The following is a 23288-nucleotide window of genomic DNA, read 5'->3' as shown; positions in this document are numbered from 1 at the left end:
ATGAAGAAGACCTCCGCCGCGATCCTCGCCGGCCTCTTCCTGGCCAGCGGCAGCGCTCTCGCCCAGACAGCGCCGGCTCCGGCCGCGCCGGCGGCGGTGCAGCCCCCCTACTCAGCCCGCGTCGTCACCCTGGCCGAGGCCAAGACCATCGCGGCGGCCGCGGAGGCCGAGGCGCGCAAGAATGGCTGGACCATGGTCATTGTCGTGCTGGAATCGAACGGCCAGCCGGTGCTGTCCGAGAAGATGGATGGCACGCAGTACGGCTCCAACGAGGTTGCGCTGAAAAAGGCCCAGACCTCGGCCAATTTCCGCCGCCCGTCCTCATACTTCCAGGACGCGGTGAAGTCCGGGACCCTGAACTCGATCTTCACCGGCGCCACAGCGGTCGAGGGCGGCGAACTGCTGCTGGTCGATGGCAAGATCGTCGGCGCGATCGGCGTTTCGGGCGGTTCGGCCGTTCAGGACGGGATCGTGGCGCGGGCCGGCGTGGCCGCGCTGAAATAGCCTTCCGGTTCTTGTCATCCCGGACGCCCCGCGGTGGCCGGGATGACAAGCTTTGTTCAGGTCTAGGCCGCCGAGAATTCCTTGGCGAACATCGCCTCGTAGCCCGCCAGCATCTGCTCTGACTCGGGCGCGATCAGCCGACCGATGGCCGCCGCGAAGGTGATGGGCGCCAGGCCAGACGCGCTGACCACCTTGCCGGCTGTCACGGCCCTGGGCGTGTCCACATAGCCGTCCGCGCCTGCATATCCGGCTTCCTGTTCCAGCAGCCAGTCCTGACCGTTGGAGGTGTGCGCCCGCCCCTCGAACAGCCGAGCCCGCGCCGCCGCCACCGTGCCGGCGCAGATCGCGCCGACGATCTTGCCGTCGGCCACGGCCTGGCGCAGCAGGCCAAACACCGCTTCATCCCTGAACCCGACCCAGGCGTCGCTGCCGATCAACAGGAAGACGTCGGCGTCGGAAAGCACGGGATCGCTGAACTTGTAGTCCGCCGCGGCCAGCACCCCGCCGATCGAGGTCTGCGGCTCGCCATCCGGCGTCGCGATCTCGATCTGGACGCCCAGGTGCTCGCGCAGCAGGGCCAGGACCGATCCCGCTTCCCAGTCGGCCCAGCCCGGCTGGAAGAAGGCAACGGCGACGGTCATGGGGATCTCCTGCGGAAACAAGACGGGTGACTCTCGGCGCCCGGTCTACCGGATTGCCGCAAGCCGTCCTACATTGTCGTCATGACCGATATCGCCACACGCTCGACCACCGGCTTCGACCTGACCGCCCCCAATGAGGCCGAACGCGAACGCCTTGAGGCCGATCTGACGGCCGAAGAGGCCCGCGTGCTGCTACAGCACGGCACCGAGGCGCCCTTCTGCGGCGGCCTGCTGGGCGAAAAAAGCCCCGGCGCCTATTGCTGCCGGCTGTGCGGCCTGCCCCTCTTCCGCCATCAGACCAAGTTCGAAAGCGGCACCGGCTGGCCCAGCTTCTACGCGCCTTTCGCCGAGGATCACGTCAAGGCGATCAAGGACACTTCGTACGGCATGACCCGCATCGAGACCCGTTGCGCCCGCTGTGACAGCCATCAGGGCCATGTCTTCCCTGACGGTCCCGCGCCGACACGTCTGCGGTACTGCATCAACTCGGTGTCGCTGCAGTTCGTGAAGGCTGGCGATCCCCTGCCCGACCCGCTGCATCGTGGCGACCCAACCGTCGACTGAGCGGCGGCTTCAGCTTCTCTATAATTCTACTAAATCGATCTGGTTTGAACGGATCGCGCGGAGCGGGCTTTGGTCGCCCTACGCGCAGCGCGTCCGAGCATCCCGTCATGATCTATTCCGAAGCTTCTGGTTTTCGCGCCGAGCCGCCCTCCCGCCAGGGCGCCGAGGGTCCGCCAATCCTGATCGTGCCGGGGCTTTACAACTCCGGGCCGGACCACTGGCAAACCCATTGGGAACGGGCCCTGGGCGCGGAGCGTGTCGAACAAACCGACTGGGAACGTCCCGCGCTTGGTGACTGGACCATCAGTCTGGCGGAAGCGGTGCGTCAGAATCCAGGCGCCATCCTGGTCGCCCACAGCCTGGGCTGCGCCCTGGTCGCGCACCTGACGCAGGTCACGGGCGGACGGGGTATCGGCGGAGCCCTGATGGTGGCCCCGGCGGACGTCAATCGCGAGGGGCCGGCCGGTCGTTTGCTGACCGGCTTCTCGCCGATCCCCCGCCAGCGACTGCCCTTTCCCAGCCTGGTCGTGGCCAGTCGCGACGATCCCTATGTCGAGATCGAGCGGGCCGAGGCCTTCGCGCGGGGTTGGGGTTCGAGGTTCGTCGATCTTGGCCGCGCCGGACACATCAATGTGGCGTCCGGCCACGGTGCGTGGGTCAAGGGCCGAGCCCTGCTGGCCGACCTGATCCGGGAGGTGGAGGCCGCCCGCGCGCCGGAAGGCGGCGAGCGGCCCCCGTTCTAGAAGAGCCTAGAAGTCCGCCGAAAGGGTGAACTGGATGGTCCGGTGCGAGCCCGGACGGAAGGTGGCGGCGGTGTTCACCGTCGTCCCGATCGTGCCCAGATAGTCGGTGTCGAAGATATTATCGACATTGACCCGCGCCTTGACCTGCTCGAACGGGCCGAAGCCAAACCCGTCGCCCATGTCGACATAGGCGTTCCAGATCATGTAGCCGCCCGCCTTCTCGTTATTGATGAAGTTGGTGAAGCGGTTGTCGATCAGGCGACCGGACAGGTTGAAGACCAGACCGTCGGTGGGCTCGACCGTAACGCCGCCCTGGAAGATCCATTCAGGGAAGTCCGGCAGCTTCTTGCCCTTGATCGCCAGAATCGCCGGAGAGGCCGTGGCGCTGGCGCGATAGTTCAGGATGTCATCCTGGAACTCGGCCTTGTTGTAGGACAGGTTGGTGTTGAAATAGACCTTGCCGGCCAGAAGTTCGGGCTTCCACTGACCGCTGAACTCGGCGCCCGAGGCTTCGACGGCTCCTACGTTCTGGAAGAAGCTCTCCACCGTGGTGCTGCCGGGCACGATGGTGTTGAACTGCTGCAGCCGGTTCTTGAACTCGGTCTTGTAGACCACGAACGAGGCGTTGAACGTTGGCCGGTTGGCGCGGTAGCCCAGTTCGATATTGGTCGAGGTCTCGGCGTCGGGCGGCGTAACGGTCGGGCTGGCGGCCGAAAGCACGTCGTCCGCGCCGCGCGGCAGGGCCATGTTCTGCGAATAGGACGCGAAGATCTGGTCGCGCGGACCGACCGAATAGACCATCCCCACCTGCGGCAGGAAGCTGTCCGACCAGTTGGTCTTGATCGACGGCTTGCGGCTGTTGATGTAGTCGGCCGGGTTACGGTAGCCGCTGATCTCGTAGTCAACATCCAGTGTCTTGAAGCCCACCTCCAGCTTCAGGTCGTCGTCCAGAAGGCTAAGCGTATCCTTCAGAAAGAACTGCGTCGTCTGGCGCGTCGAGGTGTAGTTGCGTTGCAGGTGGACCGGCTCGTTGAGCAGCGGCGTTCCGTCCGGATCGCCGTTCGCGACGTTATAGCGGGCCTGGGTGCGGTGATAGTCATCGTCCTCGAGCCAGACGCCGGCCGCGAAGGTATTGATGCCGACGTACCATTCGCCCTTGGCTGTCACGCCCTTGCGTTTTCCGTCGACCCCCGACAGGCCGTACTGCAGGCCCTTGGGCGCGGTCAGGCCGGCGACGATCAGCCGCTCGGCGTTGTAGCTGGCCAGCGACGTGGCGTAGGCCTCTGGCGAGACGCCATAGCCGGCCTTGTCCTCGTAGTAGGCCGTGCTGGTCAGGCTGATATTCTCGCCGATCGCGGTCTTGAAGGTCAGGCCGTAGAGATGATCCTTCCGCTTGTTCACGGCGAACTTGTAGTACTGGTTGTAGTTGGCGTTGGAGTACGGGACCCCGGCCACCGTCATCGGCAGCGAGGTCGCCGTCGCGGCCGAACCCACCGCGCCCGGAACCGGCACATAGCCCAGATAGGCGAAGTCGCGACCCGACCGACCAAAGATGTCGCCTGCCGAGCCGTTGTACTGAGCCTTGGTGATCGACGGCGAGTCGTAGTCGAAATAGTCGTTGTGAACGGTCTGGAAGGTCAGGCTCGACGCCGGGCCGATGTCCCAGCGCAGCTTGCCCTCATAGTGCTTGCGGTCGATCGTGCCCGGCCCGCGCCACAGGTCGCCCTTGATCCACGAGCCGCTGACATAGCCCGAGAACGGACCCACCTTGCCGCTCTCCAGCCGCAGGAAGGTGCGCTTCAGTTCATCGCTGCCGCGCGTGTAGCTGGCCGAGCCGCCGGCGGTCTGGCTGGGCGCCTGGGTGAAGTAGTCGACGATCGGCCCCAGCGACGCGTAGCTGGGCAGCGCCACATCGCCGGCGCCGGCCGAGGCGGTGACCCGCAGCAGGTTCTCGTTGTCGACATAGCGATAGATCGGACTGCCGCCGAACTGGTCGCTGCGGCCCATGGGAATATCGTCGAGCAGGAAGCCGATCTGCTGGAAGTTGAAGGCCCGCACCGAGACCGAGTTGCCGAACTCGTACATGCCCAGGGCGTCGTTGGCCTGGACGTTGAAGCCCGGCAGGGACTCCAGCATTTTCAGGCCCGTGACGCCGGCCGGCGCCGACAACAGCGCCTCGCGCGTGATGGAGACCGTTGCGGTCGCCTGGTCGGTGCCAATGGCGATGCTGGCTTCCGACACGCGCTTGCCCGTGACGACGACCATATCGACCTGGTCGGCGGGCGCGGCCTGCTGAGCCAGCACCGGCGTCCCGACGGCCAGGATCGTGGCGGTCAGCAGCGCCTGTTTCAGGCGACGTGAAGCGCTTCTCGGCATGGTGTTCATGACTATCCCCTCTTGGTCTCGCCGCGACGGGGAGGTCGAGCGAGATCCTGTTTGGTCCTAAGACTGACGATGGATGAGAGGATGATTTCCGGCGAAGCGCCGACCAGGAAAGGCGCCAGGAGCTCGACTGTCCGCTGAGTGCCCGACATGAGACCGATCAGTCGCATCGACCGCCCCAATATTAGGCGACAAGGCCGGCAGCCCCGGCCACGACAACTACCCGTGCGGCTGAGGTGAAGTTTCAGCCTGTTAGGACCAGGCCCGGCAAGGCCGTCTTCCAGTCATTGCCGGTGTTAGGCCAAAAGGGGCTTTACCAACCTATTCAACGACTTGATTCACGATCGTGAAGGCCTCAAGCGCCGGCGCGCCATGCGTCGGCCAAAAGCATGACGTCGGAGGAGCGCGGGAAAGGCGTCTTCCTGCTTTGCGGAGAAGCGCGAAAAATAGGCGAAACGTCAAAGCGCGGATGATCTGCGACTTCGGTAAGGGCCGTGGCGCGATCACGAACACGCCGCGCCGCCGATATCGGATAATTTTCTGGTGCGGGCGGTCGGGGTCGAACCGACACTCCTTTCGGAACCGGATTTTGAGTCCGGCGCGTCTACCAGTTTCACCACGCCCGCAGACTTCGCTCATCGCGAAGGGTGGTCTCTCTAGCAGGCGTCGGCGGCGAATTCCAGTGGCGAGGCGACAGGTCTAGAGTCGTCGCGCGCAGGAGATTCTCACATGCCGCGGCCGGGCCCACGCAACCTGATTACCGATGTTCCTGGACTGACGGTGGGGAGCGTGCAGGACGATGACGTCCGCACCGGCGTCACGGTCGTTCTGTGCCCGGAGGGCTGGAGCGCGGCCGTCGATGTGCGCGGCGGCGGACCGGGGGTGCGCGAGACCGAAACCCTGTCGCCCGAGAACAGCTTCAGCAAGGCCCACGCCATCTGCCTGTCCGGTGGCTCGGTCTTCGGCCTTGGCGCGGCCGACGGCGTGGTCAGCGCCCTGTCGGTGAACAATGTCGGCATCCGGCTATCGCCCCAGTCGCCGGCGATCCCGATCGTGCCCGGCGCGGTGCTGCATGACCTGGGCAACGGCGGCGACAAGGCCTGGGATCTGGAGCCGCCCTATCGCGCGCTGGGCGTGAAGGCGGTGGCGGCGGCCGGCCAGGACTTCCCGCTGGGTGCGGTCGGCGCGGGTCGTGGCGCGATGGCGGGGCTGATCAAGGGCGGTCTGGGCTCGGCCTCGATCGACCTGGGTGGCGGCCTGGTGGTGGGCGCCCTGGTCGCGGCCAATCCCGTCGGCTCGGTCTACATGCCCGACGGCGAGACATTCTGGGCCTGGCCGTTCGAAATCGACGGCGAATTCGGCGGCCGCTTTCCGACGGGGCCGGTCTCGGCGACAGACCCCCTGCCCCAGGAGTCAAAACTGGGCGCGGCGGGACGGTTGCGGGCTGGAGCCAATACCACCCTGGCCGTGGTCGCGGTCACGGCGGACCTGTCGACGGCGGAAGCCAAGCGGGTGGCGATCATGGCCCATGACGGCATGGGTCGCGCCGTGAGACCGGCGCATACCGCGTTTGATGGCGATGTCGTGTTCGCGCTGGCCTCCGGCGCCATCGCGCTGGGCGCTGGACCACAGCGACCGGTGGAGGTTTCGCGATTCGGATCGGCCGCCGCCGATTGTCTGGCCCGCGCGATCGCCCGGGCGGTCTACGAAGCGCGAGCGTTCACGGAATCATAGTCTCCCCGCCCGCCAACTGGGTGGCCGCAGCTTCCAGGCGCCCGAGAAGGCGCTTCAACGTCGCCACCTCGCTGGGGGCCAGACCCGATAGCAGCGCCGCTTCATAGGCCAGGGCGAGGGGCGCGATTTCCGCGTAGAGGCGTCGCCCGGCGGCCGTCAGCTCCAGCCGATGAGAGCGGCGATCGGCGCGCACGGTGGTGCGGTTGACCAGGCGGCGCTCCACCAGGTCCTGGGCGGCGCGGCTGACGCGAACCTTGTCCATGGCGGTGCGCGCCACGGCCGCGTTCTGGGTCAGCCCGCCTTCGGCGAGCACGGACATCAGCCGCCATTGCGGGATCGTCAGTCCGAACCGATCCTCGTAGGCCCTGGCGATCAGCCGGCTGACCGCGCTGGCGGCCGTCGACAACCGATAGGGCACATAGTCGGCGAGACTTAGCGCGTCCTCGGCGGCATCGGGCAACGCTGTCGTCAAGGGAGAGACCGTTGCGGTCATGGCCCGTTTCCTTTCGTCCTCCCGGGGCGTGGCCGCCATCTAGAGGACGACCTTTTCGCCAATCCTACGCGTCTTAGCACAAACCGGTCGTGAGTGGTTCGCTCCACGCTAGGCGATGTGGCGCGCCACGTGTGACAGCCTCAACCATCCTGCCCCGTGATCTGCAGAAACCCGCCATTTCGCCCGTCGGTTGTGCATAGCGGCCACGTCGCGCACGCCAGAGCGGCGCCGAGACGAAGCTAGTCGATCTGAAGCGCTTTCAGCTTGGGAAGCGGCGCTGTTTCGGTAAGCGCCTTCTGACAACGCTCAAGCTCCAGAAGACAGTCGCCACGGCTCCAGAAATCGGAGAAATCAACCACCGCCATCCGAACCTGGCGCGAAAAGTCCTTGTGATCCAAGACCTTCTCCGCCGGCTCTTCATGATGGGGTTCGGGGGGCTTTGGGGGATTGGCGATCACGACCGTCTGGCCGCCGATCCTGGGGCCGAGAATCGTCACGTTCGGCGCGGCTGTTTCCAGCACCGCCACCGAGCACTGATCGCACCGACAGCCAGGATCATGCCCACCATGGCCGGACGGAGCCGCGTGAGCGCCATGGGATCCATGGTCGCCGCTCGGTCCATGACCGCCAGCGCCGTGTCCATGTCCTTTGCCGTGTGCGTCCTTGCCGCCCTTGTCCTTCTCCTCGGGAGGCGGCTCGCCCTTGAGCGCTTCGTTCAGCCCCTTCAGAGCCTTGGCGCACGGACCGCCAAACTGGACGATCGGACCAATCCGGCGTTGAATTTCCTCGACGAGTTCCTGGGTCTTGGAGATCAGCTCGCCCGACGGCGCGCTGGTGGCGGCGACGCACTTGGCCTTGATGGCGTCATGGATGGTCTTGGGCACATCGCGGTACCGCTCGCCCTTGTCCTTTCGGCCGAGCAAACGGCCAGCGGCGAAGGCCATGATGGCGATCACCACGGCGGCCAGGATCAATCCGACCAACAGCGTCGGATCGAAGATCGGCACGGGCTGGTCGACCGGAAACTCTGACTGGTACACCCACCCCTCCCCGCGCTTCGCGTCCAACATGATGGCGCGCGCTATGGTTAACGCAACCGGAGACCACTTGCACGGCGAAGGTTGTCACCGCTTGCGGTAAATCACGCCGCGAACACGGGCGCCCTGATCATAGCGGGTCTGGCCGCCATAGACGGCGACCTCGCACAGGATGTCGCCGTCGGGGTCGCCGGCCCACAGATAGTTGCGTTCGACCTCGACATCGCGACCGCCCGGCGAGATGCCTTCAAACGTATCGCCCCAGGGCACGACCTTGGACAGATCACGCCAAGTAAGGGTCATGGCGCGCGACAGTTCGTCGGCCGCCATCGCTTCAAGGTCCGGATCGCTCATGGATGCGCGTATGTCCTGTCTTCATTGCAACAAGAGTGAGCGTTTTCGGCGTCGCCTCGACAACGTCCCGCGCGCAGGATAGGCCGCGCTGAGACGCAGGAGACGACAATGGGCATTCCCAAGGGCAAGCGCGACTTTCGCGACGAAGACCGGCTGGATCCCCGAGAGCGCCACCAGGTGGAATACTGGATGAAGCGCTGGGGCGTGACCAAGGACCAGATCGTCGCCGCTCACCGCAAGGTGGGCAATTCGATCAAGGACATCGGCGCCGAGCTCGGAAAGAAACGCTAGCGCTTGTCCCGCTGGAACGCCTTGGCCTCGGCCGCCAGGGACGACATGGCGGGATCGGCCTCTTCCGGCTCAGGGAAGAACGGCAGGCTCCCGGCCACGCCGCGCAGGGCCAGCCACAGCGGGTGGCTGAAATGACCCAGGATCCGTAGCGGCCGACGCTTGTCGTCCGTGACGTCCCAGCCTTCCCGCTCGAACTGATCGGCCTGCTCGCGCATCGACCGCACGTCGATCCCGTCCCATCCCTCGGGGTCAGGGATGACGGCGGCCTCATCGGCCGTGAGACCGAAGGTGTCACGCGCCAGCTGGTCGATCTCGGGAAATTCGCGCCGCGCCTCGGGATCGGCGAAGGCCGGCTTCATCAGGGCCCGGTGTTCCAGGTCGGCGAAACCGGGCAGATCAATCAAACGACGAAGCGGCGCGGCCATAATGATCAGGCTTCGGTTTCAGCGATATCGCGGAAGTAAGGGACGACCTCGCCCTGCAGCTTGATGGTCATCGGATTGCCCTTGCGGTCCAGTGTCTTGCCGGCGGTCACCCGCACCCAGCCCTCGCTGACGCAGTATTCGTCGACATTGGTCTTCTCCACGCCCTTGAACCGGATGCCCACGCCGCGCTCGAGCAGTTCGGCGTTGTAGAAGGGGCTGTCGGGATTGGTGGCCAGGCGGTCGGGAGGCGTATCGCTCATCGGATCGGCTTTCGAATTTTCGGTGGGCGCTCGCCCTTTGGAACGGCGGTGATAACCACCCCGGCCCGTAAATCCAAGCGCCGCTGCGCCGCAGCGGCCGCTTCGGCGCCTCCCGGGTCCTATCAGATGCCCCAATCCATCCGTCATCAAGGTCGACAGGCACGATCTAGCCCGCGCCGAGATCATCGTCGGGGACAAGTTCCGCTTCCCCTGCTAGCAACGGGCGTCATTTCACTGGAGCTCGCATGCTGCGTCGCCTGTACGACTGGGTCATGGGTCTGGCTGCCTCGCGCCACGCCCCGACTAGCCTGTTCGCCGTCTCGTTCGCCGAGAGCTCGTTCTTTCCCATTCCACCGGATGTGATGCTGGCTCCCATGGTGCTGGCGCGCCCTGACCGCGCCTGGCACTACGCGGCGCTGTGCACGCTGGCCTCCGTGCTGGGCGGCATTCTGGGCTATGCGATCGGCTACTTCCTGCAGGACTTTGGAATCTGGCTGATGTCGGTCACCGGCCATTCGGGCGGCTTGGCCGAGTTCCAGTGCTGGTACGCCAAGTACGGCGTCTGGGTGATCCTGGCCAAGGGCCTGACCCCCATCCCCTACAAGCTGGTGACCATCGCCTCGGGCCTCGCGGCCTTCAGCTTCCCGGCCTTCATCATCGCCTCGGTGGTCACCCGCTCGGCGCGGTTCTTCCTGGTGGCCTTCGTGGTCAAGAAGTTTGGCCCGACCCTGCTGCCCGTGATCGAGCGTCGGCTGGCGCTTTTCGCCGGCGGCCTGTTCGTACTCCTTGTCATCGGCCTGGCGGCTAGCCATTTCCTGGGAGGAAACAGCGGAGGCGCGTGCGCGGCATGACCGACACCAACCCACCCGTGGCCACGCAGATTGGCCTGGCCTCGACAGAGATCCCGACCGCTGAACCGGTGCGCGCGCCCTCGCCGGCAGCAACTGAGTTGGCGCCAAAGGCTTGGATTGTCGACATGGGCCTGCGCTGGTGGCCGGCTATCGCCTTCCTGGTCAGCGCGGCGATGCTGGCGACGGCCCACGCCTTCGAAACCTTCGGCAAGCTGGCCCCGTGCCATCTATGCCTGAAGCAACGCGAGGTCTATTGGGTCGCCGGGACGATCGCCCTGCTCGCCGTCGTGGCCGATCGCACGCCCTTGGCGGCGCGGGTTCGGCGGCCTTTCAACCTGCTTCTGGCCGCGATCTTCCTCTATGGCGCCGGCCTGGCGGCATTCCATGCCGGCGTGGAGTGGAAGTGGTGGCCCGGTCCGACCACCTGCACCGGCGGCGGCGCGGCCGCGGCCGGCGATCTGGTCGCCATGCTCAAGGGCGGCAAGGTCGCGATTCCCCAGTGCGACAAGGCGGCTTGGGTTTTCCTGGGCCTCTCGATGGCGGGCTGGAATGCTCTGGCCTCGCTGGGCTTCGCCGTCGCCTCGCTGACGGCGGGCCTCCGTGACACGAAGGTGGCAAAATGAGCGGGCCCGCACCCCGTCGCCCCGGAGCCGGCGCCGCAAGGGCGCGGCTGGCCGAGATCCTGCGGGTCGATCAGGCTGGCGAGCTGGCGGCCGTGCACATCTATCGCGGACAGGCGGCCGTGATGCGCGCCAGCCCAGGCCGCGAACGCTTGGCGAACCAGTTGCGGGACATGGAGGGCCACGAGCAGGTCCATCTCAGCCGCTTTGACGAACTGCTGACCGAGCATGGCGTGCGGCCCACCCTGATGTCGCCGCTGTGGCGAGCTGCGGCCTTCGCCCTGGGCGCAGGCACCGCGCTGCTGGGTGACAAGGCCGCCCATGCCTGCACCGAGGCCGTCGAAAGCGTTATCGAAAAGCATTATGCTGGTCAGATCGAGGAGCTTCGTGAACGCGACCCGGAACTCGCCGCTGAACTGTCCCAGTTCCGCGACGACGAGCTGGAACATCGCGATCTGGCCATTGAGGAAGGTGCGCGCGAGGCGCTGGCCTATCCCGTGCTGAGCGCCGTGATTCAGGCCGGTTGTCGCGCCGCGATCAAGATCAGCGAGAAGATCTGACCCGGTTGGGTCACTCTCCACTTGGCGTCCTTCGCGTCGCCGCTTACCGATGACCGCCTGAAAATCGTTTCGGGAGAGTCTCGTTTGCCCGCTCGTTCACGCACCCTCGCCGCCTTGGGCGCCGCGTCTCTGCTCATCCTCGCCGGCGCGGCGCGCGCGGCCGACGCGCCCGCAAAGGCGCTGGAGACCTCGGCGCTCAGCTTTGACACCGGCGGCGCGATCCCGGCCGAGCAGGCGGCGCTTTCGTTCGAGCACGCCGACCTGAAATTCAAGATCATTCCGGATCGCAAGTATCTCGAGGGCGAGGCGCTCCTCACCCTGAAAACGCGATCCAGGCTGGACAGGCTGGTGCTGGATCTGGACCGGGTGTTCGCCATCCGGTCGATCACGATCGACGGCAAGCCCCTGAAGCCGTCGGCCTGGAGCAATCCGGAGGGTCGCCTGACCATCACGCCCCCGCGCAAGCTGGCCAAGGGCCAGACCGTGGTCGTCGGCATCACCTATGATGGCGCGCCGCACGAAGCCAAGCGCGCGCCCTGGGACGGCGGCTTTGTCTGGAGCAAGACGGAAACCGGCGAGCCCTGGATCGCCACCGCCGTGCAGGGCGAAGGCTGCGACCTGTTCTGGCCCTGCATCGACTATACGACCGGCGAGCCCAAGCTGGTCGACCTGCACATCACGGTGCCCGCGCCCCTGATCGCCCCGGCCAATGGCGTCTTCCTGGGCATGACAGAAAAGGGCGGCTGGCGAACCTACAACTGGCGCGCCAAGACCCCCAATACCTACGCGATCGCCCTCGACGTCGGGCCGTACGAAGAGCTCTCGGCCACCTACAAAAGCCGGTTCGGCGACAGCTTCCCGATGCAATACTGGTATCTGAAAGGTCGGGAGGCGAAGGCCAAGGCCCTGTTCGCTGAGTTCACGCCGATGCTCGACTTCTACGAGGAGATGGTCGGCCCCTACCCGTTCCGCGACGAGAAGATGGGCGTCGTCGAGACCCCCCACCTCGGCATGGAACACCAGACCATCAACGCCTACGGCAACAACTACGCCAAGGACGCCTATGGTTTCGACTGGCTGTTGCAGCACGAATTCGCGCACGAGTGGTTCGGCAACCAGCTGACCGACATCGACAACGACGACATGTGGCTGCACGAGGGCCTGGGCAGCTACATGCAACCCCTCTACTCACAGTGGCTGCACGGCGACATGGAATACATGGCGCGCCTCAACGCCCAGCGCGCCGGTATCAGGAACAAGTCGCCCATCGTCTCGGGCAAGCAACTCCGCGAAGACGATGTCTACAATGCTGATCGCGGCCCAGGGAACGATATCTACGCCAAGGCCAGCAACGTGATGCACACGCTGCGAACGCTGATCGGCGACGAGGCCTTCTTCAAGGTGGTGAGGATCATCGTCTACGGTCGGGACGATCCAAGGCCCGGAAATTTCGCGCCGCGCTATGCCGGCACCCAGGATTTCGTGAAGACGGTGAACCAGGTCACCGGCAAGGACTATGGCTGGTTCTTCAACGTCTATCTCTATGAGGCCGCGCCGCCGGAGTTGCTGGAGACGCGCGAGGGCGGCGATCTGGCGCTCCGCTGGAAGACGCCCAAAGACAAGCCATTCCCGATGCCGGTCGAGGTCAAGGTTGGCGACAGGATCGTCACCGTGCCCATGACAGACGGCACGGGTCGGGTTTCTGTTGGCGATGCCCGTCCGGTGATCGTCGATCCAGCCAGCAAGATCCTCCGCCGCCAGCCTTATGTCGAGGCCTTCCAGGCCTGGCAAAAGGCCAAGGACGACGCGGCGAAGGCCGAGGCCGAAGCGAAGAAGAAGGCTGAAGAGGCGGCGAAGGCGACCAAGCCCTGAGCCTGGCGGCGCGGTCGGTCATCTTTGGTTGACCGTGCTCCTTCACCAAATATATGCGAAGCCGAAGCTATGGAACGGCTCCACTAGGGGCCGACACCATGCTGACGCCAAACCGAATCGTGTTCGCGGCTCGCGCCGTGCTGCTGATCGGCTCCATCGTCGCGGCTGTCCTGATGCTCGGCCCATTTCAGGGCATGGAGCAGATGTTCAATCTCTCCGACAAGACCGCCCACGCCCTGGCGTTTGGCGGCCTGACCGCGATCTCTTTCCTCGCCTTTCCCGGCATGCGGCGCGCGGATCTCGTACGCACGGCGCTGATCATGGGCGCTGCTGTCGAGGTGGCTCAGATGTTCGACGCGGGTCGCAGCGCTAGCGTCGCCGACTGGGCCGCGGACGCCGCGGGCATCATGACGGTTTACGGCTCCAGCCTCATCGAAGGCGTGCGCAAGATGGCGCGAGAGAACGGGAATGTCAGTTTCGCGACCCTCTCCAAGATGGATCGTCGGCGCAGCCGCAAGCGGGTGAAGGTGGCTTTCAAACCCGGCCGGCCAGCGCACGGCCAGCGCTCCCCGCGTTTCGCCGATCGAGCGGCGCAGCGTTTCCCTGTTCGCGACCTGGACTGAAACTCTGCCGGTCAGCCCGTCTGTTCGACGCTCGCCAGGCCGCCAGGCGTCAGATCAGTCGTTCAGCGCCGCCAGCGCGGCGATGCCCTCGGGCGTGATCTTCCATCCCACCCGGTCGCGCTGCGCATAGCCCAGATCCGTCAGGGCGCGCGCGTCGGCGATATTGATCCAGTCGACATCTTCTCCGGCGTGCTTGCGCGCCAGATTCTTCAGCGCGGTGCGCTGGCCTTCAGCGAGAGCCATCTAGCCCACGTCCAGCGCATGTTCGGCGGTCTCGGTTTCCGGGCGGGCGGCTTCGCAGATCTTGCGTAGCTGTTTCAGCATGGAGGGTCCGCTGATCTGGCTGGGCGCGTCTGAGAACCCCTCCTGCTTCAGTTGTCGCCGAATATCGGAAATGGTCGAGTACTCACCCGAACGCGCGAGTTGAAAGGCCCGTTCTAAGGTCGTGGGACGATTGGTCATGCCCTCACCGTACAGGAGACCGCCTCCAACCGCGAGACGTTGTTCTAGCGAACGCGCCCGGAACAAGCGTGGCTGGCAAACGTTGTTTGGCTTCACGCAAGAGGACGCGATCATGACCGATACCAAGCAACGGCAAGAGGAATCCGCTCCGGGCGTCATGGGCGACTGGTCGCAGGCGCAGGATCTCGGCCAACCCGGCCATCCAGAAGACCGCGTTAGCGAAACTGACGTCAAGGACGCCTTCCAGAAGGAAGACACGCCCAGCAGCCGTCTGGTCGAACCGACCCCCGAAGGCGAAAAGCACGACCAGCTGGCCGAGCATGTCGACCTCGCCGAGGATCGTCAGGAAGCGCTGATCGACGAAAGCCTCGAAGAGAGCTTCCCCGCCAGCGATCCCCCCAGCGCCAAGCACATCACCTGAGGTGACAAGCCGCTTTTCGCCGCCTCAGGCTTCCAGTTCGATGTCCCAGTAGAGATAATCGAGCCAACTGGCGTGCAGGTGTCCTGGCGGAAAGCGGCGACCACGATCCTGCAGCTCATGCATGCTGGGCCGACGCGCCATGTGAAACGGGTTCATCCCCGCCTCGCGCGGCGTTCGGCCGCCCTTGCTGAGATTGCAGGGCGCGCAGGCGGTGACGATGTTCTCCCACGTCGTGCGTCCGCCACGGGATCGTGGAATGACGTGATCGAAGGTCAGGTCATCAGGCGAGCCGCAGTATTGGCAGGAGAAGCTGTCCCGCAGGAACAGGTTGAAGCGGGTGAAGGCCGGCGGTCGATCCTGGGGGACATACTGCTTCAGCGACACCACGCTCGGCAGCTTCATCTCGAAAGACGGAGAGTGGACGACGTGGTCGTAGGTCGACACGACGTCGACGCGTTCCAGAAACACCGCCTTGATCACCTCCTGCCACGGCCAGAGGGATAGCGGATAATAGCTCAATGGCCGGTAGTCGGCATTGAGGACTAGGGCCGGCATGCCGGATGGGGGACGGGACAGCACCTGCATCAGGGCCTCCCTCTGGAGCCAGACAGGCTCTCATGAAGCGGATACGCGATCGGACTGAAGACGGGCCTCCTTCCTACGCATTCAAAGGGAATCGCCATTCATTCCCGAACGCATGAGAAGGATGATCCAACTCCGCGACGGAACCAAGACATCTGTCCCAAAGCGATCAGAAAGCGGGAATTTCACCCGTCTTGACCGCACCATAGCAACGCCAGAGCAGGTGAGCGGCGATCCCGCGATAGGGTTTCCAGGCCTCAGCCCGGGAATAGGCCTGTTTTTCATTGGGGCGGACTTCTGCCCGATCAGCCCACCGCATGGCTTCCTGGAGGGCGACATCGCCGCCCGGGAAGACATCCAGCCGGCCCTCGCAGAACATCAGATAGGTCTCGGCCGTCCAGCGCCCGATACCCTTCACCGCCATCAGGGCGGCGGAGGCTTCATCATCGGACAAGTCACGCAGAGCAGTCAGGTCGCAGGCGCCCGAGACCTGCGCTTCGGCGATGGCGCGGGCATAGCGAACCTTGGGACGAGACAAGCCCAAGCCCTGTAGACCAAGGTCGTCCAACGCCAGAACCGCGCCAGGCGAAACCTCACCCAGCCCTGCCTCGACCCGGTTCCAGATCGCGGCGGCCGAAGCCAACGACACTTGCTGGTAGACGATCAGCTTTAGAAGGCCCGCGAAACCCGGCTCGGCGGACCGCCAGGGGAATACAGGGGTCACGGCCTCGATTGCCGCGAGGGCGGGATCGACGGCCGCCAGATGCGCCCGGGCGGCCTGGATCTGCTCGGCGGTGGGTGAAAGGTCGGAGGTCACGGCCCGACCAGACCATCCCCTCTCCACACCGGCAACCCGATCCTTGCGCTAAGCGATGGCGACGATCTCGACTTCCCCGCCGGCGACCATCGACGTGTCGCCGACCGTCTTGCCAAGCAAGGCGCGGGCCAGGGGCGAAACATAGGACACAGAACCCTCTGTCGGCTCCGCCTCGTCCTCTCCGACGATGCGGAAGGTCTGGCGACGGCCGTCCTCGCGGACAAACGTGACGGCCTGACCGAAATGCACGACCTCGCCAGTTCCCGCTGGCTCTGTCAGCTGGGCGCTTGCGCGACGGGCCGCATAGTAGCGCAGATCGCGGGTGGCCCGCGCCATGGCGGTGCGGTCCTCCGCGACCCCGCCGGTGGCCTGGGCGGCGCTGTAGGCCGCGCGGGCTTCCGCCAGGCGAGCGTCCAGCTGCGCGAGGCCTCGGGCGGTCACCAGGTTGGGATTGGGAGAGATCGGCCGGTCCAAAAGGTCGGCGGCGAACGCCTCGCTGTCGCCTTCCTTGGTGAAGGCGACACTCATGGCTGAAGTCGTTGAACTGAATTGTACATGGGCAGGAAATCCGGAGAGCGGCGGGACGTTCCCGGCGCCGGTCTCTGTTCCCGTGCGCGTCGGCTCACCCTGCTAGCCTCAGGCGCGACTTGGTTCAAGCGCGAGAGGTTTGGGGCGCACGACGATCACGACGGCGGGGCCTACGCCCTATGCGCCAGCCCCGCCGTTCGCGGACAAGCAAACCTTAGAGAGCCAGACCCGAGACAGCGCCGGCCAGAGCCAGGGCGAGCACGAGGAAATAGCCACCGGCCAAACGGTCGAAAGCGGTTTCAAAGGCGGTGAGCGAACGAAGCATGACGAAAATTCCTCTGGTTTCAAGGCCTCGACCGTCTGCCGATCAAAGACCCGTCCAATCTGGACAGCGCTTAGATAGCATCGATCTAAACGCCGTCAAGATAATCTTTACAGCGTTTGGATGAAATTTTAGAAAGGAGGGGCTAGAGTGAGTTCGATGACCAGCGCAGCCACAGAATCCCGCCCCTACCACCACGGCGATCTCAGCCGCGCCTTGGTCGATGCCGCGCGTCGCATTCTGGAAAGCGACGGGCCTGCGGCCCTGTCTTTGCGGGCCGTGGCGCGGGAGGCCGGCGTCAGTCCGGCCGCGCCGTACCACCACTTCAAGGACAAGGGCCAACTGCTGGAGGCCGTCGCGCACGAAGGCTGGGTGGCGCTGGACAGCGCGCTGACCTCGGCGCGGGCTTCAGCGCAGAACGCTCGCGACCGCATGACCAGCATCGGCGTCACCTATGTTCAGTTCGCGCGCGACAACCCCGCCCTCTATCGGGTGATGTACGACTGCTCGCGCGACAAGGACGCCCTGCCCGAAACGATGAAGGAGGAAGGCGCCTATTGCCAGGTGCGCGACACCATCTCCGAACAGTCGGGCGGCGACGTGACGGACATCGACCTGGAGCTGGCGACCATCGCCGCCTGGTGCGCCGGTCATGGTCTGGCCGAGATGATCAGCTTCAAGCAGTTCGCGCCGCTCAAGGACCTGCTGGGCGGTGAAGACGCCTTCCTGCGCGCCGTGTTCGAGCATCTGGGCATGTTCGCGAAGTTCGACCGGGGCTAGGCCTTGGCCTTCGTCACCCGGTTCGCGCCGTCGCCGACGGGCTACCTGCATCGCGGCCACGCCTTTTCCGCCCTGACCGCTTTCGACGCGTCCCGCGCCGCTGGCGGGCGCTTCGTCCTGCGAATCGAGGACATCGACGCCACCCGGTGTCGCCCGGAGTACGAGGCGGCGATTCTCGAGGATCTGGCCTGGCTGGGCGTCAGCTGGGAACAGCCCGTCCGTCGTCAGTCCGATCATCTGGCCGACTATCACGCGACGATCGAGACCCTGCGAGAGCGCGGCCTCGTCTACCGCTGCTTTCGCACCCGCAAGGAACTGGATATCGGCCGCGCGCCGCATGACGTCCAGGCGCCTTTCACCGGAGCCCCCCTTCCCCCTGACGAGGAAAGCGCGCGCTTGGCGCGCGGCGACGCCTTCGCCTGGAGGCTCTCGCTGGAGGCGGCGAGGGACGCCCTGGATGGCTTCGAGGCCCTGACCTTCACCGAGGAAGGCTCCGGACCCGGGGGAGAGACAGGATCAATCCTGGCACGGCCCGAGACCGCCGGCGACATCGTCCTGGCGCGCAAGGATGTGGGCGTAGCCTATCATCTTGCCGTCGTGCTGGACGACGCCCTGCAGGAGATCACGCATGTCATCCGGGGCGAGGACCTGTTCGAGGCGGCGCATATCCAGCGACTGCTGCAGGCGCTGCTGAACCTGCCGACCCCGATCTACCGCCACCATCGTCTGCTGCTGGGCCCGGACGGCAGACGCTACGCCAAGCGGGACAGGGCCCAGACCTTGCGCGAACTGCGGGCGGCGGGCGTGACGCCGCAAGCCTTGCGGGCCGAGATGGGACTGACCTGAGCTCAGTCGGCCGGACGCACCCAATAGCGATAGGCATAGGCCGCGCTGAACCCTTCTGCCGCATAGAGGGCGATCGCGGAGGCGTTGTCGGCCTCGACCTGCAGATAGGCCTGGCGGGCGCCCAGCGCGGCGGCCTCAAAGAGCAGGGAGCCCAGGACGCGCCGCGCCAGGCCCTTGCGTCGATGCTCGGCCATGGTGCGCATGCCGAACACCCCGGCCCACTCAGCCTCGACGGCGCATGCGCCCAGGGCCGCGGGCGCGCCGTCGATGTCCAGCCGCGCAAATCGCGCAGGCGGCGGCAGGCGGGCCAGGGTCTCCAGCCGCTCACGCGCATCCGCCAGATTGCCGCCCGCGGAAGCGGTGAACACGGCCTCGAAGCTTGCGTCCGGCGTGTCGGAAAGACCGACCGAAGGATCCAGCCGGCCCACGGCCGATCCGACCATCACCAGGGTCTTCTTGCGGTCGACATAGCCGCGCCGCGCCAAGCGTTCGGCTAGGTCGTCCGGCGCGGTGGCCCCGTCGGTCAGCTTGAAGCGCGGCGAGAGATTTCGTGTCTTGAACCACGCCTCTGTCGCGTCGATGGCCGCCTCGACGCCCCGGTCCGGTTCGCCCAGCGGCCAGCAGGCGTTGCTCCGCATCGACCAGCCGTCCGCGGCGTTCAGGCGCCAGCCCCCCAGGGCCGATCGTTCCCGCGCCGGCCAGGCGCGGTCAGCGATCGGCTCCAGCAGAAGCGGGTCGACGTTCAAGCCTAGCGCTCGGCCAGCAGCTTCTCGACCAGCCCACGCGCCTCGGGGCTGGACCAGTCGGCGTCACCGGGCAGGCGGGCCCGCTCGCGACCCTGGCGGTCATAGATCACCGTGGTCGGATAGCCCTCGGCGCGCGGCTCGAGATCGAAGGACAGCTTGTAGGACGGATCGCGATAGACTTTCAGCGGACTGTTGGCCGCCATCTCGGCCTGGACCAGGTTGAGGTCCGAATCCCGATCGACGCTGATCGGCAGCACCTTCAGCGGCTGGGTCGCATAGGCGCCCTGCAGCTTGGCCAGGGTCGGCATCTCTTTCTTGCAGGGCGCGCACCAGGTGGCCCACAGGTTCATCACCACCACCTGCCCCTTGAAGTCGGCAAGCGTCACCGCTTTTCCGGTCTCGTCGAAGAAGGTTGTGCCCGGCGCGGCGCGCGGCGTGGTCGGCACGTCCAGCTTGGCCAGAGAGGCCTTCTTGAATTCGTTGAGGTTGGCCGGGCCTGAGGATTTGAACGAAGCGGCGACGATGACGTATAGAACCGCCGCGACGCCGACGAGCATGACGGCGCCGATCGCCCACTTCAGCGGACTGCGCTTGCCAGCGTCTGATCCGTTCTCGTTCGACTGGATTTCGCTCATATGACCGACAACGCCTCCAAGAAACCCGACGCCGCCAAGGGCGGAGAGGGTCAAGCCATGTGGGGCGGCAGGTTCTCGGCCAAACCGGCGGAGCTGATGCAGGCGATCAATGTCAGCATCGGCTTCGACAAGCGCCTGTGGGCGCAGGATCTGGCGGGCTCCCGCGCCCATGCCCGGATGTTGATCACCCAAGGGGTGATTGCAAGTGGCGATGGCGAGGAAATCCTCGAAGGTCTGGCCAGGATCGAGGACGAAATCACCACGGGCGCCTTCCCGTTCCGCGACGAATACGAAGACATCCACATGAACATCGAGGCGCGGCTGCGCGAGCTGATCGGCCCGGTGGCCGGCCGCCTGCACACCGCCCGGTCGCGCAACGACCAGGTCGCCGTCGACTTCCGCCTGTGGGTCCGCGAGGCCTGCGACCGCTCGGCCGCCCAGCTGGACGCCCTGCAGCGGGCCCTGCTGGCCCAGGCCGAGACCTATGCCGACGCCTTGATGCCGGGCTTCACGCACCTGCAGCCGGCCCAGCCCGTGACCTTCGGCCATCATCTGATGGCCTATGTCGAGATGTTCGGCCGCGACGCCGGCCGCTTCCGCGACGCCCGGGCCCGGATGAACGAGTGTCCGCTGGGCGCCGCCGCCCTGGCCGGATCGCCCTTCCCCATCGACCGCCACGCCACGGCCAAGGCTCTGGGCTTTGATCGCCCCACCGCCAATTCGCTGGACAGCGTCTCGGCCCGCGACTTCGCGCTGGAGGCCCTGTCGGCCGCCTCGATCACCGCCACGCACCTGTCGCGCCTGGCCGAGGAGATCGTGCTGTGGACCACGCCGATGTTCGGCTTCATCAAGCTGACCGACGCCTTCACGACCGGCAGCTCGATCATGCCGCAAAAGAAGAACCCGGACGCCGCCGAGCTGATCCGCGCCAAGGTCGGCCGCATCCTGGGCTCGCTGACCACGCTGACCGTGGTCATGAAGGGCCTGCCGCTGGCCTATTCCAAGGACATGCAGGAAGACAAGGTCCCGACCTTCGAGGCCTTCGACGCGCTGGAGCTGAGCCTGCTGGCCATGGCCGGCATGATCGCCGACCTGACGCCCAACACCGACAAGATGGCCGCCGCCGCCGGCGCGGGCTTCTCGACCGCCACCGATCTGGCCGATTGGCTGGTGCGGACGCTGAACATGCCTTTCCGCGACGCCCACCACGTGACAGGCTCGGCCGTGAAGACGGCCGAAGGCCTGGGCGTCGATCTGGCCGATCTGTCCCTGGAACAGTTCCAGGCGATCGAGCCGCAGATCACCGCCGAGGTCTATGCCGTCCTCACTCCGGCCGCCTCGGCGGCCAGCCGCATCAGCTACGGCGGGACCGCCCCCGCCCAGGTCCGCGCCCAGATCGCGCGTTGGAAGGAACTGCTCGGATGACCCTGCGCCCCCTCGCTCTTCTGACCGTCGCGACCCTCGCCCTGGCCGGCGCCGGCCTGTCGGCCTGTGGCAAGCAGGCTGAACTGGAACGTCCCGCGCCGATGTGGGACGCCCAGAAAAAGGCTGCCTGGGAAGCCGAGCGCCGCGCCGCCTCCGGAACGGCCAACAAGCCGGCGCGGGTCGGCGGCACGCAAGAGATCATGGATCCGGCGTCCAGCAACCGCACCGTCCGCGCCGCGCCCCTGGCCGGCACGGCGCCGAACCCGTTCGGCGGTCCTTCGGCGGCGGGCTTTCCCGGCGCGACTCCGAATTGACGGCGACCACCGCACTTCATCGGCCCAGCCCGCTTACGCCGTCATCCCGGCGAAGGCCGGGATCCAGATGAAGCCCTGCTGATGCTCTGGATGAATCTGGGTCCCGGCCTTCGCCGGGAAGATCGGATGATGAGGGGCTTATGATGAGAGAGCTTCGAGTCCCGTGAACCACTTCGAGTACGGCCCCGAGGGCCTGGCCTGTGAAGGCGTCCCTCTGGCGCGCATCGCGGCGCAGGTCGGCACGCCGGTCTATGTCTATTCCCGCGCCACGCTGGAGCGGCATTTCACCGTGTTCCGCGACGCTCTGGAGATCGCCGGCGTCGCCGATCCGCTGATCGCCTATGCGGTGAAGGCCAATTCCAACGTCGCCGTGCTCAAGGTGCTGGGCGATCTGGGGGCCGGCGCAGACACGGTCTCCGAGGGCGAGGTGCGCCGCGCCCTGGCCGCCGGCATCCCCGGCGAGCGCATCGTGTTCTCCGGCGTCGGCAAGGCCCGCCGCGAGATCGAATTCGCGCTGAAGGCCGGCGTGGCCGAGATCAATGTCGAGTCCGAGCCCGAGCTGAACCTGATCGCCGAGGTCGCCGCCGAACTGGGCGTGCGCGCCAAGGTGGCTTTCCGGGTCAATCCCGATGTGGCGGCCGGCGGCCACGCCAAGATCGCCACCGGCAAGGCCGAGAACAAGTTCGGGGTCTCGTTCGCCGAGGCCGCGCGCCTCTACGCTAACGCCAGCAACAACGCCAATCTCGAACCGGTCGGCGTGGCCTGCCACATCGGCAGCCAGATCACCGACCTGGCCCCCATGCGCGCCGCCTTCACCAAGATGCGGGGCCTGGTCGAGCAACTGCTGTGCGAAGGCCTGTCGGTCGAGCGCCTCGATCTGGGCGGCGGCCTGGGCGTGCCCTATTTCAACATGCCGACCCCACCCTCGCCCGCCGACTTCGCGGCCATGGTCGGTGAGGTCACGAGAGGCCTGCCGGTCAAGCTGGCCTTCGAGCCGGGCCGGGTGATCGCGGCCAACGCCGGGGTGCTGGTCAGCGAAGTGCTGCACGTCCACGAGCGGCCCGAGGGTCGCAAGTTCCTGGTCATCGACGCGGCCATGAACGACCTGATCCGCCCGGCCATGTACGACGCCTTTCACGACATCCGCCCGCTGACCCGGCGCGAGGGCGAGGTGGTCTATGACGTGGTCGGCCCGATCTGCGAGACCGGCGACACCTTTACCCGTGATCGGTCCATGCCGCCGCTGGCGGCGGGCGATCTGGTCGCCTTCATGTCGGCCGGCGCCTATGGCGCGGCCATGGCCAGCGAATACAACACCCGCCCGCTCGTGCCCGAGGTTCTGGTGGACGGCGACAGGTTCGCGGTCATCAGGGCGCGGCCCTCTTACGAGGAAATCCTGGCCCGCGACCTGATCCCGGACTGGGTCTGAAGGCAGACACGGGTTCGCCGCTTCACG

The 23288-nt window shown here is 66.2% G+C and carries 31 protein-coding genes and 1 tRNA gene; 16 read left to right on the top strand and 16 right to left on the bottom strand.

Features of this window, described 5'->3' with window-relative positions; translation table 11 throughout:
• A complete protein-coding gene (locus ACQY9P_RS15150; RefSeq protein ID WP_421738453.1) occupies positions 1-504 on the top strand; it encodes a GlcG/HbpS family heme-binding protein in 504 nt (167 codons plus the stop codon).
• A gap of 62 nt (positions 505-566) precedes the next feature.
• Here ACQY9P_RS15150 and ACQY9P_RS15145 read toward each other — a convergent pair whose 3' ends face one another.
• Positions 567-1145, bottom strand: a complete 579-nt coding sequence (locus tag ACQY9P_RS15145) for a DJ-1/PfpI family protein (RefSeq protein WP_421738454.1) — start codon at positions 1143-1145, stop codon at positions 567-569.
• An 81-nt stretch (positions 1146-1226) separates the two neighbouring features.
• Here ACQY9P_RS15145 and msrB point away from each other — a divergent pair, with 81 nt between their 5' ends.
• Entirely contained in the window at positions 1227-1709 is a 483-nt protein-coding gene (msrB, locus tag ACQY9P_RS15140; protein ID WP_421738455.1) for a peptide-methionine (R)-S-oxide reductase MsrB, read from the top strand.
• 107 nt (positions 1710-1816) lie between these two features.
• Positions 1817-2452: an alpha/beta hydrolase gene (locus ACQY9P_RS15135; RefSeq protein WP_421738456.1), complete on the top strand. Its 636-nt coding sequence runs from the start codon at positions 1817-1819 to the stop codon at positions 2450-2452.
• A 6-nt stretch (positions 2453-2458) separates the two neighbouring features.
• Here ACQY9P_RS15135 and ACQY9P_RS15130 read toward each other — a convergent pair whose 3' ends face one another.
• Together ACQY9P_RS15130 and ACQY9P_RS15125 are read right to left on the bottom strand one after the other, a co-directional pair.
• A complete protein-coding gene (locus ACQY9P_RS15130; RefSeq protein WP_421738457.1) occupies positions 2459-4837 on the bottom strand; it encodes a TonB-dependent receptor in 2379 nt (792 codons plus the stop codon).
• A 538-nt stretch (positions 4838-5375) separates the two neighbouring features.
• Positions 5376-5460 (bottom strand) — tRNA-Leu (locus ACQY9P_RS15125).
• A gap of 103 nt (positions 5461-5563) precedes the next feature.
• Here ACQY9P_RS15125 and ACQY9P_RS15120 point away from each other — a divergent pair.
• Positions 5564-6568 (top strand): P1 family peptidase, encoded by a 1005-nt coding sequence (locus tag ACQY9P_RS15120; RefSeq protein ID WP_421738458.1) that lies wholly within the window; start codon positions 5564-5566, stop codon positions 6566-6568.
• Here the strand turns inward: ACQY9P_RS15120 and ACQY9P_RS15115 are convergent.
• The 3 genes from ACQY9P_RS15115 to ACQY9P_RS15105 form a co-directional block, all read right to left on the bottom strand.
• Complete coding sequence (locus ACQY9P_RS15115; RefSeq protein WP_421738459.1) at positions 6555-7061, bottom strand: MarR family winged helix-turn-helix transcriptional regulator; 507 nt, start codon at positions 7059-7061, stop codon at positions 6555-6557. The two genes, ACQY9P_RS15120 and ACQY9P_RS15115, sit on opposite strands and share 14 nt — an antisense overlap.
• Positions 7062-7300: 239 nt before the next feature.
• Positions 7301-8101 (bottom strand): hypothetical protein, encoded by an 801-nt coding sequence (locus ACQY9P_RS15110; protein ID WP_421738460.1) that lies wholly within the window; start codon positions 8099-8101, stop codon positions 7301-7303.
• Between the two features lie 84 nt (positions 8102-8185).
• A complete protein-coding gene (locus ACQY9P_RS15105; RefSeq protein ID WP_421738461.1) occupies positions 8186-8452 on the bottom strand; it encodes a hypothetical protein in 267 nt (88 codons plus the stop codon).
• Positions 8453-8560: 108 nt separating this feature from the next.
• On the opposite strand from ACQY9P_RS15105, the gene ACQY9P_RS15100 reads away from it, so the two are divergent.
• Entirely contained in the window at positions 8561-8743 is a 183-nt protein-coding gene (locus ACQY9P_RS15100; RefSeq protein ID WP_421738462.1) for a DUF3606 domain-containing protein, read from the top strand.
• Here ACQY9P_RS15100 and ACQY9P_RS15095 read toward each other — a convergent pair.
• Together ACQY9P_RS15095 and ACQY9P_RS15090 are read right to left on the bottom strand one after the other, a co-directional pair.
• A complete protein-coding gene (locus tag ACQY9P_RS15095) occupies positions 8740-9168 on the bottom strand; it encodes a hypothetical protein (protein ID WP_421738463.1) in 429 nt (142 codons plus the stop codon). The genes ACQY9P_RS15100 and ACQY9P_RS15095 overlap by 4 nt on opposite strands.
• Positions 9169-9173: 5 nt before the next feature.
• Entirely contained in the window at positions 9174-9428 is a 255-nt protein-coding gene (locus ACQY9P_RS15090; RefSeq protein ID WP_421738464.1) for a DUF3297 family protein, read from the bottom strand.
• A gap of 245 nt (positions 9429-9673) precedes the next feature.
• On the opposite strand from ACQY9P_RS15090, the gene ACQY9P_RS15085 reads away from it, so the two are divergent.
• The 5 genes from ACQY9P_RS15085 to ACQY9P_RS15065 all read left to right on the top strand — a co-directional run bounded on the left by ACQY9P_RS15085 (position 9674) and on the right by ACQY9P_RS15065 (position 13954).
• Positions 9674-10279, top strand: coding sequence for a YqaA family protein (locus ACQY9P_RS15085; protein WP_421738465.1), 606 nt, complete (start codon positions 9674-9676; stop codon positions 10277-10279).
• Positions 10276-10902: a disulfide bond formation protein B gene (locus tag ACQY9P_RS15080; protein ID WP_421738466.1), complete on the top strand. Its 627-nt coding sequence runs from the start codon at positions 10276-10278 to the stop codon at positions 10900-10902. Before ACQY9P_RS15085 ends, ACQY9P_RS15080 begins: the two co-directional genes overlap by 4 nt.
• Positions 10899-11459 carry a demethoxyubiquinone hydroxylase family protein gene (locus ACQY9P_RS15075; protein WP_421738467.1) on the top strand — a complete coding sequence of 187 codons (561 nt, stop codon included), beginning with the start codon at positions 10899-10901 and terminating at the stop codon, positions 11457-11459. The genes ACQY9P_RS15080 and ACQY9P_RS15075 overlap by 4 nt, the downstream gene beginning before the upstream one ends.
• Before the next feature lie 84 nt (positions 11460-11543).
• Positions 11544-13331 carry a M1 family metallopeptidase gene (locus ACQY9P_RS15070; protein WP_421738468.1) on the top strand — a complete coding sequence of 596 codons (1788 nt, stop codon included), beginning with the start codon at positions 11544-11546 and terminating at the stop codon, positions 13329-13331.
• Positions 13332-13429: 98 nt separating this feature from the next.
• Entirely contained in the window at positions 13430-13954 is a 525-nt protein-coding gene (locus ACQY9P_RS15065) for a VanZ family protein (protein ID WP_421738469.1), read from the top strand.
• Between the two features lie 54 nt (positions 13955-14008).
• On the opposite strand, the gene ACQY9P_RS15060 is transcribed toward ACQY9P_RS15065, so the two are convergent.
• On the bottom strand, positions 14009-14197 hold the full coding sequence (locus tag ACQY9P_RS15060; protein ID WP_421738470.1) for a hypothetical protein: 189 nt from the start codon (positions 14195-14197) through the stop codon (positions 14009-14011).
• Positions 14198-14416: a hypothetical protein gene (locus tag ACQY9P_RS15055; protein ID WP_421738471.1), complete on the bottom strand. Its 219-nt coding sequence runs from the start codon at positions 14414-14416 to the stop codon at positions 14198-14200.
• Positions 14417-14528: 112 nt separating this feature from the next.
• Here ACQY9P_RS15055 and ACQY9P_RS15050 point away from each other — a divergent pair, with 112 nt between their 5' ends.
• Positions 14529-14837, top strand: a complete 309-nt coding sequence (locus ACQY9P_RS15050; RefSeq protein WP_421738472.1) for a hypothetical protein — start codon at positions 14529-14531, stop codon at positions 14835-14837.
• A 24-nt stretch (positions 14838-14861) separates the two neighbouring features.
• Here the strand turns inward: ACQY9P_RS15050 and ACQY9P_RS15045 are convergent, their stop codons facing one another.
• The 4 genes from ACQY9P_RS15045 to ACQY9P_RS15030 all read right to left on the bottom strand — a co-directional run bounded on the left by ACQY9P_RS15045 (position 14862) and on the right by ACQY9P_RS15030 (position 17089).
• Positions 14862-15425: an HNH endonuclease gene (locus ACQY9P_RS15045; RefSeq protein WP_421740090.1), complete on the bottom strand. Its 564-nt coding sequence runs from the start codon at positions 15423-15425 to the stop codon at positions 14862-14864.
• Positions 15426-15588: 163 nt separating this feature from the next.
• The gene (locus ACQY9P_RS15040) at positions 15589-16236 is read right to left on the bottom strand and encodes a DNA-3-methyladenine glycosylase family protein (protein WP_428150375.1); all 648 of its coding nucleotides are present in this window, start codon (positions 16234-16236) and stop codon (positions 15589-15591) included.
• Between the two features lie 48 nt (positions 16237-16284).
• Positions 16285-16764 carry a transcription elongation factor GreA gene (greA, locus tag ACQY9P_RS15035; protein WP_421738473.1) on the bottom strand — a complete coding sequence of 160 codons (480 nt, stop codon included), beginning with the start codon at positions 16762-16764 and terminating at the stop codon, positions 16285-16287.
• Positions 16765-16978: 214 nt separating this feature from the next.
• Positions 16979-17089, bottom strand: a complete 111-nt coding sequence (locus tag ACQY9P_RS15030) for a hypothetical protein (RefSeq protein ID WP_421738474.1) — start codon at positions 17087-17089, stop codon at positions 16979-16981.
• Between the two features lie 156 nt (positions 17090-17245).
• Here ACQY9P_RS15030 and ACQY9P_RS15025 point away from each other — a divergent pair, with 156 nt between their 5' ends.
• Together ACQY9P_RS15025 and gluQRS are read left to right on the top strand one after the other, a co-directional pair.
• The gene (locus ACQY9P_RS15025) at positions 17246-17866 is read left to right on the top strand and encodes a TetR/AcrR family transcriptional regulator (protein WP_421738475.1); all 621 of its coding nucleotides are present in this window, start codon (positions 17246-17248) and stop codon (positions 17864-17866) included.
• Between the two features lie 3 nt (positions 17867-17869).
• A complete protein-coding gene (gene gluQRS, locus ACQY9P_RS15020) occupies positions 17870-18712 on the top strand; it encodes a tRNA glutamyl-Q(34) synthetase GluQRS (protein ID WP_421738476.1) in 843 nt (280 codons plus the stop codon).
• 2 nt (positions 18713-18714) lie between these two features.
• Here gluQRS and ACQY9P_RS15015 read toward each other — a convergent pair whose 3' ends face one another.
• The gene (locus ACQY9P_RS15015; RefSeq protein WP_421738477.1) at positions 18715-19458 is read right to left on the bottom strand and encodes a GNAT family N-acetyltransferase; all 744 of its coding nucleotides are present in this window, start codon (positions 19456-19458) and stop codon (positions 18715-18717) included.
• 2 nt (positions 19459-19460) lie between these two features.
• Complete coding sequence (locus tag ACQY9P_RS15010; protein ID WP_421738478.1) at positions 19461-20093, bottom strand: TlpA family protein disulfide reductase; 633 nt, start codon at positions 20091-20093, stop codon at positions 19461-19463.
• On the opposite strand from ACQY9P_RS15010, the gene argH reads away from it, so the two are divergent.
• From argH to lysA, 3 genes are all read left to right on the top strand, one after another.
• A complete protein-coding gene (gene argH / locus ACQY9P_RS15005; protein ID WP_421738479.1) occupies positions 20094-21518 on the top strand; it encodes an argininosuccinate lyase in 1425 nt (474 codons plus the stop codon).
• On the top strand, positions 21515-21832 hold the full coding sequence (locus ACQY9P_RS15000; RefSeq protein WP_421738480.1) for a hypothetical protein: 318 nt from the start codon (positions 21515-21517) through the stop codon (positions 21830-21832). The genes argH and ACQY9P_RS15000 overlap by 4 nt, the downstream gene beginning before the upstream one ends.
• A gap of 163 nt (positions 21833-21995) precedes the next feature.
• Entirely contained in the window at positions 21996-23261 is a 1266-nt protein-coding gene (lysA, locus tag ACQY9P_RS14995; protein ID WP_421738481.1) for a diaminopimelate decarboxylase, read from the top strand.
• Positions 23262-23288 lie beyond the last annotated feature (27 nt).

Source organism: Caulobacter sp. (assembly GCF_965279145.1).
Taxonomy (GTDB): domain Bacteria; phylum Pseudomonadota; class Alphaproteobacteria; order Caulobacterales; family Caulobacteraceae; genus Caulobacter.
The sequence above is the reverse complement of the archived record's forward strand: the minus strand, read 5'-3'. Positions and strand labels throughout refer to the sequence as shown.